A 9,046-nucleotide genomic window follows, 5' to 3' on the forward strand; every position below is an offset into this window, starting at 1 on the left:
ATGAGTTTTACTATGATCAGCTACCCCAACAAAACAAGGTGGCTTAACTAGAGCGGAATATCACTTATAAATACGCTTTTAGTTGTTCAAACAAGTGGGACCACCTCTATAAGCTCTAACTTAGCGAGTTATCGAAGTTTTTAACAAGTACAGGGCGAGTAAAGATTTCAGCATGTGAAAATAATGACTAGGGTTTTTTTGGTATGGTGATTGTGAAGCTAAACTAAAGATTAAAGCTGTTACGAATGTGGTTTATGACTATGCAACATACACAATGTATCTTCTATCCAATATGATGAGATTTAACCCTATTTTGTATAGGGTTAAATCTCATCGATATGGTTATTCAAAACTGCTTTCGAGTTCTTCCAATTCCATCATCAATTCAAGCATGTGTTCTTCTGCCTGAGCCAATTTGGTTTTCAGATCATTTTGTTCATTCATGAGTTTGAGCAAATCATCTTTACGGTTGGCATCGTATAGGGCAGGATCTGCCAGTTCGGTTTCAATTTCAGTCAGACGCGGTTGGATTTTTTCAATTTGCGCTTCGTGTTTTTCAATATTTTTACGAATAGGGCGAGTGTGTTCACGGCGTTGTGCTGCCAGTTTACGTTGCGCTTCTTTATCTACTTTGGCAAGGTTAGTTTTGTTTTCAATCACTGGACTTGGATTGGATGGAGCTGTGTTAGATGAGCCTTGTTTAAGCATGTCTGCACGGGCTTGACGTAACCATTGGGCATAATCTTGTAAATCGCCTTCAAATTCTGTGCATTGTCCTGCATGAACCAAGAGTAAGTCATCACAGACACTGGCAATTAATTGACGTTCGTGTGACACCAATACCACTGCACCTTCATAATCCTGTAAAGCCATGGTGAGGGCATGTCGCATATCTAAATCTAAATGGTTGGTCGGTTCATCCAAAATCAGTACGTTAGGGCGTTGCCAGACAATTAAAGCCAAAGCCAAACGTGCACGCTCACCTCCTGAAAAACTTTCACAAGGTGTGTCCATACGTTCACCACTAAAGCCAAAACTGCCTAAAAAGGCGCGTAAAGTGGCTTCGCTGATTTTTTTATCGGCAATGCGTGATAGTTGTAGCATCGGGCTGGCAGTATCATCCAAAGCATCCATTTGATGCTGCGCAAAATAGCCAATATTGAGCAACTCTGAGGCTTTGCGAGTACCTGACAATAACGCCAATTCTCCCACTAAGGATTTAATTAAAGTGGATTTACCTGCGCCGTTCATCCCCAATAAACCAATACGGCTGATCGGAGTAATTTGTAAGTTAATTTTGCTGGCAATCACTTTATCGGCATAACCAATGCTGACGTGTTCCAAGGTCAGTAATGGAGAACTCATTTTGGTGGGTTCACGGAAACTGAAGGTAAACGGGGTATCTACATGCGCAGGGGCAAGCAATTGCATGCGTTCCAATTGCTTGATACGGCTTTGTGCCTGCCGTGCTTTGGTGGCTTTGGCTTTAAAGCGATCAATATATTTTTGTAAATGTGCACGAGTTTCTAATTGTTTTTCATACGCTTGTTGATGTTGTGCCAAACGTTCACAGCGGGTGGTTTCAAAGGTTGAATAATTGCCTGTATATAAAGTCAATTCGCTATTTTCAATATGTAAAATATGATCGGTAATGGCATCTAAAAAATCACGGTCATGGGAAATCAGTACCAACGTTCCCGCATAGGCTTTGAGCCAGTCTTCTAACCATAAAATTGCATCTAAGTCTAAGTGGTTGGTGGGTTCGTCCAGTAATAATAATTCGGAGCGACTCATTAAGGTGCGCGCCAAATTTAAACGCATGCGCCATCCACCTGAAAAACTACTGACCGCTAAGCTGTTTTGATGTGCCATAAAACCTAAACCTGCCATGAGTTGTGCGGCTTTGGCAGGTGCGGTATAGCCATGAATTTCATCAAAACGACCATGCAAATGCGCAAGTTGGTCATTATTTAATTGTTCAGGATGTTGTAGTTGTTGTTGAATGTTCCAGTATTCTTCATCACCCGAGAGCACAAAATCAATCGCAGGCAAATCCAATGCTTTAACTTCCTGTGCCATGTGCGCCACAGTCCAGCCCTGCGGACGGCTTAGTGTACCTTCGTCTGGGGTTAAGCTGCCCAAAAGCGCAGCAAATAAACTGGATTTTCCTGCACCATTGACGCCTGTAAGACCGACTTTCCAGCCTGGATGGATTTGCATAGACGCTTTTTGAAATAAAACACGTCCACCGCGGCGTAAAGAAACTTGGTCAAGTTGAATCATGGTGTTTACTGGTCACAACAAAAGTTGGGCATATTCTAATGGAAGCCCAGCAGAAAACAAAAATAAGCCTAGTTTTATTTGCGATTTGCGAAAAATCTCTTTTGTAATGTTTAAGAATTATAATCTAGCAACAGGCTTTTTTATGACTTTGTAAACAAGCACAAAATACATGCATGTTGGAGATGATTTTTATTTTGATCTAAATCTATAAAATATAAGTGAATTATGGAATAAAAGTGATCGCTTAAAGTAAGGCAGCATAAGGTTTTGGCAGAATTGACAGACGAAATTCGAGTAAATGCTCTATTTTTTTAATTTGAACTTGCTTAATATTTGTTTCGTGTACGGACACTCAAAAATAAAAAAATCTGTAGAAGGATTGAAACAATGAAAAAAATATGGGTCAGCGCAACATTGACTGCATTCGCAGCGATCGGTTTCAGTGCTCAGGCGCAAGCAGCAAAAATAGATGTATGTGTCTTTGACTTACTGGGTAAGTCTGGCGAATCTTATCAAATGGCACAGGAATGGGCGCTAGCAGCAAAAGGCTGGGGTGCAGAAGTCAATTTAATTCCGCGTCAAGATGAAGCTGTTGCAGACAATGACTTTAAAGCAGGCAAATGTGATGGGGTATTTATGACTGCCATGCGTGCCCGTCAATACAATAAGTTTGCAGGGTCAATTGATGCTTTAGGTGGTGCACCAAGTAATGCGATTGCACAACGTGCCATCAGTTTTGCTTTAGACAAACGCAATGCAGCGAAAATGGTCACCACTTTAGGTGGCAAGAAATATGAAGTTGCAGGTATTTCACCTTTAGGTTCGGCATTCATTTTTGTGCGCGACAAGAATATCAATTCGATTGAAAAAGCAGCAGGAAAAAAGTTTGCGGTATTAGGCTATGATGATGCACAAAAAATTATGGTGCAGCGTGTCGGTGCGCAAGCCGTCATTTCTGATGTTTCTAACTTTGTGGCGAAATTTAACAATGGGCAGGTCGATATGGTCGGTGCACCTGCCTATGCGTACAAACCTTTAGAAATCTACAAAGGTTTAGGTAATCACGGGGCAATGTTTAATTTCCCTGTATTACAAGTGAGCGCAGACTTTGTAATTCGTCCTGAACAATTCCCTGCGGGCTTTGGGCAAAAATCACGAGATTGGTTTGTAAAAAACTTACCTAAGGCGATGAGTATGATTAATCGTTTAGAAGGTGAAATTCCAGCCAAATATAAAATGAACTTAAGCGCAGAAGATAAAACCAAATATCAAAAAATGCTACGTGATGGCCGTATGGATATGACTAAACGCGGCATTTATGACCCTGCCATGATGAGTGTGTTAAAACGTGCTCGTTGTTCTGTCGAAAAAACCAATTTTGAATGTTCACTAGGTGGTGAATAGATTGATTTTTAATAAAAAAGCCTAGATCTCTAGGTTTTTTTATATTGAAAGATTCGTCAATTGAGTCCTATCAGCTAAAGATTAAAATTCGTTAATCTGAGCTTGATAAAAGAACAGTGATGCAAAATTGAAGGTTTGGATCAATTTTGCCCAGAAAAACAAAAATGTAAGGAACTATAAAATGAAACAATGGACGCAAGCTTTATTATTCGGTGCAGGCTTGTCTTTAGCCGCTAGTGCAGCGCAGGCCAAACAAGTGGTCTGTGTATTCGATTTGGTCGGTAAAAACGGTGATGTCTATAACTTAATGCAAGATTATCAATTGGCGGCCAAAAACTGGGGTGCAGAGATTGAGTTACGCGTAGGTCAAAACGAAGGCGTGATTGCAGAAGATTTTAAAGCAGGAAAATGTGATGGTATTAGTGTGACGGGCATGCGTGGTCGTCAATTTAACCATTTTACAGGCTCATTGGATGCAATTGGCGCGATTCCAGATTTAAAACTGGCAGTCAAAGTCATGCAAGGTTTGGCAAGTCCTGCTTTCGCCAAATATATGCGCAATGGTCAGTATGAAGTCGCAGGTGTTATTCCTGTGGGTGATGCCTTTTTGATGGTGAATGACCGCAGTATTAATAGTGTCGCCAAAGCTGCAGGAAAAAAAATTGCGGTTTTAGATTATGACCAAGCGCAAAAAATTATGGTACAGCAAATTGGTGCGCAAGCAGTCAGTGCCGATGTCACCAATTTTGGCAGTAAATTTAACAATGGTCAGGTCGATATTATTGGTGCGCCCGCTGCAGTATTCCGTCCTTTGGAACTACATAAAGGTTTGGGCACTAAAGGCGCGATTGTGAATTATCCAATTTTACAAGTCACGGGCAATATTATTATCCGTCCTGATAAATTCCCTGCAGGATTTGGTCAAAAATCACGTGATTGGGTCAAAGGGCAGTTACCACGTGCCTTTGGTATTCTGGGTAAAATGAAAGCTGATATTCCTGCAAAATATTGGATGCAAGTGCCTGCAGCAGATCAACCGGGTTATCAGAAAATGATGCGTGAATCGCGGATTGACTTAACTAAACGTGGTGTTTATGACAAACGCATGATGAAATTATTATGGCAATTCCGTTGTAAACAAGCGCCAACCAATTTTGAATGTGGTTTGCAGGACGAAAATTACAAATAATTGGAGAATCTTGAGGTAATTACTCAGAATTCACTTTAATTCTGCATCACTGTCCCAATATTGAGTATGCTATACTTGATAAGTGGTCTTTTTGCAGAAAAGACATCTGAATTGTACCTGAGGAAAATCCATCATGAATGCCCAAGCACTTGAGCTCACCGACAACGCTGCTAAAAAAGTTCGCCAATTGCGTGAAAGTGAAGGTAATCAAGACTTAATGCTACGTGTATATGTGACAGGTGGCGGTTGTTCAGGCTTTTCTTATGGCTTTAACTTTGCAGAAAGCCAAAATGAAGATGATGCAGAATTTGTGAATGGCGATGTAAAAATGCTGGTCGATTCACTCAGCTATCAATATTTAGTTGGCTCAGTAGTGGACTATATTGAAGGCTTGGAAGGTTCGCGTTTTGTGGTAAAAAACCCGAATGCAACCACCACTTGTGGTTGTGGGTCTTCATTCTCAATCTAAGTGTGATTTAAATATTTTTGAGTATCAGCATCTGAAAAAGCAGATTCATGTACTCAAAATGATCAAAGCCTTTCCTATATAGAATAGGAAAGGCTTTTTTGTTCATGGCTTGGTTTAAAAGTGCATCCTTAAACCAAAGTCATAGTACCTAAAATACGATCACCTTTTGCCCCTGTGACCGCAGGTAAATTGCCACTTAATTGCTGACAAAAACGCATCGCTAACCAAGCAAAGGCGGTGGCTTCGACCCATGTCGGGTTTAATCCTAAATCGGCTGTGCTTTGTACTGTCCATTGATGTTTACGCAAACGCCAACGCAATTGTTCTAGCAAATAAGAATTATAGGCACCACCACCACAAACATAGACTTCGCCTGTATCCATGCCTGAACGATAAATAGCTTTTTTAATTGCTCGTGTAGTGAGTTTTAATAAAGTGGCTTGGATATTTTCAGGATTATCTTCTAACTCGTCATATTCTACATCATTGCGCCAATCGGCAACCTGTTCATCTAGCCATTCCAAGTTAAAGTCTTCACGACCTGTACTTTTAGGCGGTTCTTTAGAGAAAAAAGCATGGGCTTGCAAACGGTCTAATAAGCTGCGAATTGGATGACCATACGCCGCCCAATTGCCATTTTCATCATAAGGTTGTCCTGTGTAACGCTCACACCAAGCATCCATTAAAATATTGGCAGGCCCTGTATCAAAACCAGATACTGCTTCAGGCTGCCCCGCAGGTAATAAGCTGACATTGGCAATACCGCCTAAATTTAAAATAACCCGATGGATACTGGGATGTTGAAATAAGTTTTGATGGAATGCGGGTACTAAAGGTGCACCTTGTCCACCTGCGGCCATATCACGACGACGAAAATCTGAAATTACAGGAATTTGTGTGATTTCGGTGATGATATTGGGGTCACCAATTTGCAAGGTAAAGCCATGTTCGGGACGATGACGAATCGTTTGACCATGTGAGCCAATCGCTTTAATTTGAGATTTATCTAGTTTATTTTTTTCAATCAGGCTGTTAATACCATGTCCAATCATGGTGGCTAAAGCCACATCTGCCTTACCCATGCGGTCAATTTCATTGTCACCTGGCAATGTTAGTGCCATAAGTTCGTCGCGCAAATCGGGATCAAACGGCAAAGTCAGGGTAGCGTGGAGTTGCAGTGGATCAAAAGAAGCAGCAACAAGATCGACACCATCCATGCTTGTGCCAGTCATTACCCCAATATAGATCGCTGTCATGGTTATTCTATAGCCTGCAATATGCTGAAAAAGTGTTAGTATATCGCACAAATTGAATAACTGATGTGTTTGGATTTCGTGATGTCAAATTTCCTGCCGGCTGAAGAACAACTTGCTCTCATTCAACGAGGCACGCATGAAATTATTTCTGAAGAAGATCTTCTAAAGAAATTAAAAGAGAATCGTCCTTTAAAAATTAAGGCGGGGTTTGACCCGACTGCACCTGATTTACACTTGGGACATACGGTATTAATCAATAAATTAAAAGTATTCCAAGACTTAGGTCACGAAGTCTTTTTCTTGATTGGCGATTACACCGCCATGATTGGTGACCCAACGGGTAAAAGTGCAACACGTCCGCCGTTGTCACGTGAAAAAGTCTTAGAAAATGCCAAAACTTATCAGGAACAAGTTTTTAAAATTCTTGATCCAAATAAAACCAAAGTGGTGTTTAACTCAGAATGGTTTGCAACGAAAACTGCAGCAGATTTAATTCAATTGGCATCGCAGCAAACCGTAGCGCGTATGTTAGAACGTGATGACTTTACCAAGCGCTATAACAATCAGCAACCGATTGCGATTCACGAATTTTTGTATCCGTTGGTACAAGGTTATGACTCGGTGGCATTACATGCCGATGTAGAGTTGGGCGGTACAGACCAAACTTTTAACTTGTTGATGGGACGTACCTTGCAAGGTCGTTATGATCAGGAAGCGCAGGTTTGTATTACTGTGCCAATTCTTGAAGGTTTAGATGGCGTGAATAAAATGTCTAAATCTTTAGGCAACTATATTGGCGTGTTTGATGCACCGGGTGCGATGTATCAAAAAGTCTTATCTATGCCAGACAGTCTGATAGAACGCTATTTTGAATTACTCAGCTTTAAGTCAATGGATGAAATTGACGTATTGTTGAAAGAAATGGCAGAAGGGCGTAATCCTCAAGAAATCAAAAAGATTTTGGCACTCGAATTGGTTGAGCGTTTCCATGGTAGCGAAGCCGCAGCCAATGCCCATAAAGGTGCGGGTAATATCATTACCGAAGGTGAATTACCTGAAGGTACGCCAGAAGTCACGATTTCGCGTGCTGAATTTGGCGGTGAATTATTTATTGCTTCTATTGTACGTGCTGCGGGTTTAACTAAAAATGCTGCACAAGCCAAAGATGCTGTGGCGCGTGGCGCAGTGAAAGTAGATTGGAATATAGTCGATGCAAGTTTTTCGATCAAAGAAAATACAACGCATATTATTCAGGCAGGTAAAAAAGCAATTGCCAAAGTTACGTTCACAGACTAGGACTATTCTAAGTGATTGAAATACAAGCAGGCTTCGGTCTGCTTTTATTTTCTGTTTGGTATATTTATTATATGAATAACTAAATTCAAAAAAAACCTATAAAAACAACACTTAAATTTTGCCAAACATCTTGCAATTTTGCTCAGTTATGTATAAGATTTACCCATCTAGACACAGTGTACAAAACAGATCTAGAGGGTACTTATAACTATAGCTCCACAATTTACAAGTCCCTTCCCCAAGGGACTCTTTTTTTCGTATAACTATAATAACGATATATGGATCGCATATAGATTCAACTCCGAGGGAGAGATTTTGGGAGAGATCTCTTTCTTTTTTTTGCCTTTGGTTTTGCAGTGGTTTATATCTAAAGGTTGAATGTAAAGTTTCTTCTCTTTGTTTTATAGAAATATTATTAAGAAATCTTACGAAAGTATAGATTTATCTAATTTTTTGAATTGGCTAAACCTCATAAAATATAGCTTTCGGCTATTTAAAATTTAACGAACGCAAGAAGTCTATTGAAGTTTTTAAAACCTGATTTGAATTTTAAGGCTACTTTTATAAGAAAAACCCTGTTGTAAGTGGTGCATATAGATGCGTCGAACCACATTTGCTGAATAGAGAAGTAGGCTGGTCAACTTGAACTCGCTAATGCAAATGCTGAGCACCAACTTTTAATTCGCGCTAAAACCACTATATAGATATAAAATAAATGATAAATGTACGCCGTATGTATGAATAGGATTGGGGATCATGCAAAAGCATTTTTAACTGAAATGTAAATTTTTAGATGTCGCAAGACGAAAAGAATCGTAGACATTGATAATCGTTGATTACAGCTTGAAAAATTTGACTGATTTGAGTCAGCAAAAGTATGCATAAAAACATCCTCTTTATTTTGGAGATGTGAGTTTTTATTAAAATTTGATGAAAAAATAGCTAAAAAATTAAAAAACCAAGCATTTTTGTAGAAAAAAAATACATACGTGAAAAATATTCTAATCTGGGGCTTGCAAAGATTTTGAAATCCCCTAGAATGCACTCATCCCGACGCGAAACAGCCTAAAAACTTAGCTTACAGGGTTAAGTTGTTAGAAGTGTTTTGCGTTAAAATTTCTGCTGACGAGGTAGAAATTAAGATCATTA

General features: G+C 39.8%; 6 protein-coding genes. 4 read left to right on the forward strand and 2 right to left on the reverse strand.

Going from position 1 to position 9,046, the window contains the following annotated elements; translation table 11 throughout:
* Window positions 1-342 precede the first annotated feature (342 nt).
* The gene (abc-f, locus tag L6C30_RS13765) at window positions 343-2,283 is read right to left on the reverse strand and encodes a ribosomal protection-like ABC-F family protein (RefSeq protein WP_019836218.1); all 1,941 of its coding nucleotides are present in this window, start codon (window positions 2,281-2,283) and stop codon (window positions 343-345) included.
* A gap of 387 nt (window positions 2,284-2,670) precedes the next feature.
* On the opposite strand from abc-f, the gene L6C30_RS13770 reads away from it, so the two are divergent.
* The 3 genes from L6C30_RS13770 to erpA all read left to right on the forward strand — a co-directional run bounded on the left by L6C30_RS13770 (window position 2,671) and on the right by erpA (window position 5,345).
* The gene (locus L6C30_RS13770) at window positions 2,671-3,687 is read left to right on the forward strand and encodes a putative solute-binding protein (protein WP_236163289.1); all 1,017 of its coding nucleotides are present in this window, start codon (window positions 2,671-2,673) and stop codon (window positions 3,685-3,687) included.
* Between the two features lie 181 nt (window positions 3,688-3,868).
* A complete protein-coding gene (locus L6C30_RS13775) occupies window positions 3,869-4,876 on the forward strand; it encodes a putative solute-binding protein (RefSeq protein WP_236163290.1) in 1,008 nt (335 codons plus the stop codon).
* Between the two features lie 133 nt (window positions 4,877-5,009).
* Window positions 5,010-5,345, forward strand: a complete 336-nt coding sequence (erpA, locus tag L6C30_RS13780) for an iron-sulfur cluster insertion protein ErpA (protein WP_236163291.1) — start codon at window positions 5,010-5,012, stop codon at window positions 5,343-5,345.
* 128 nt (window positions 5,346-5,473) lie between these two features.
* On the opposite strand, the gene L6C30_RS13785 is transcribed toward erpA, so the two are convergent.
* A complete protein-coding gene (locus tag L6C30_RS13785; RefSeq protein WP_236163292.1) occupies window positions 5,474-6,601 on the reverse strand; it encodes an anhydro-N-acetylmuramic acid kinase in 1,128 nt (375 codons plus the stop codon).
* A gap of 63 nt (window positions 6,602-6,664) precedes the next feature.
* Between L6C30_RS13785 and tyrS the strand changes: the two genes are divergently transcribed.
* A complete protein-coding gene (tyrS, locus tag L6C30_RS13790; RefSeq protein WP_236163293.1) occupies window positions 6,665-7,897 on the forward strand; it encodes a tyrosine--tRNA ligase in 1,233 nt (410 codons plus the stop codon).
* The last annotated feature ends 1,149 nt before the right edge of the window (window positions 7,898-9,046 follow it).

Source organism: Acinetobacter sp. KAM396, from assembly GCF_021602765.1.
GTDB lineage: Bacteria > Pseudomonadota > Gammaproteobacteria > Pseudomonadales > Moraxellaceae > Acinetobacter > Acinetobacter towneri_A.

Bases quoted from the DNA above. Each gene is read 5' to 3' on its own strand.
- L6C30_RS13770 (WP_236163289.1), top strand. From the start codon at position 2,671: ATGAAAAAAATATGGGTCAGCGCAACATTGACTGCATTCGCAGCGATC.
- erpA (WP_236163291.1), top strand. From the start codon at position 5,010: ATGAATGCCCAAGCACTTGAGCTCACCGACAACGCTGCTAAAAAAGTT.
- L6C30_RS13785 (WP_236163292.1), bottom strand. From the start codon at position 6,601: ATGACAGCGATCTATATTGGGGTAATGACTGGCACAAGCATGGATGGT.
- abc-f (WP_019836218.1), bottom strand. From the start codon at position 2,283: ATGATTCAACTTGACCAAGTTTCTTTACGCCGCGGTGGACGTGTTTTA.
- tyrS (WP_236163293.1), top strand. From the start codon at position 6,665: ATGTGTTTGGATTTCGTGATGTCAAATTTCCTGCCGGCTGAAGAACAA.
- L6C30_RS13775 (WP_236163290.1), top strand. From the start codon at position 3,869: ATGAAACAATGGACGCAAGCTTTATTATTCGGTGCAGGCTTGTCTTTA.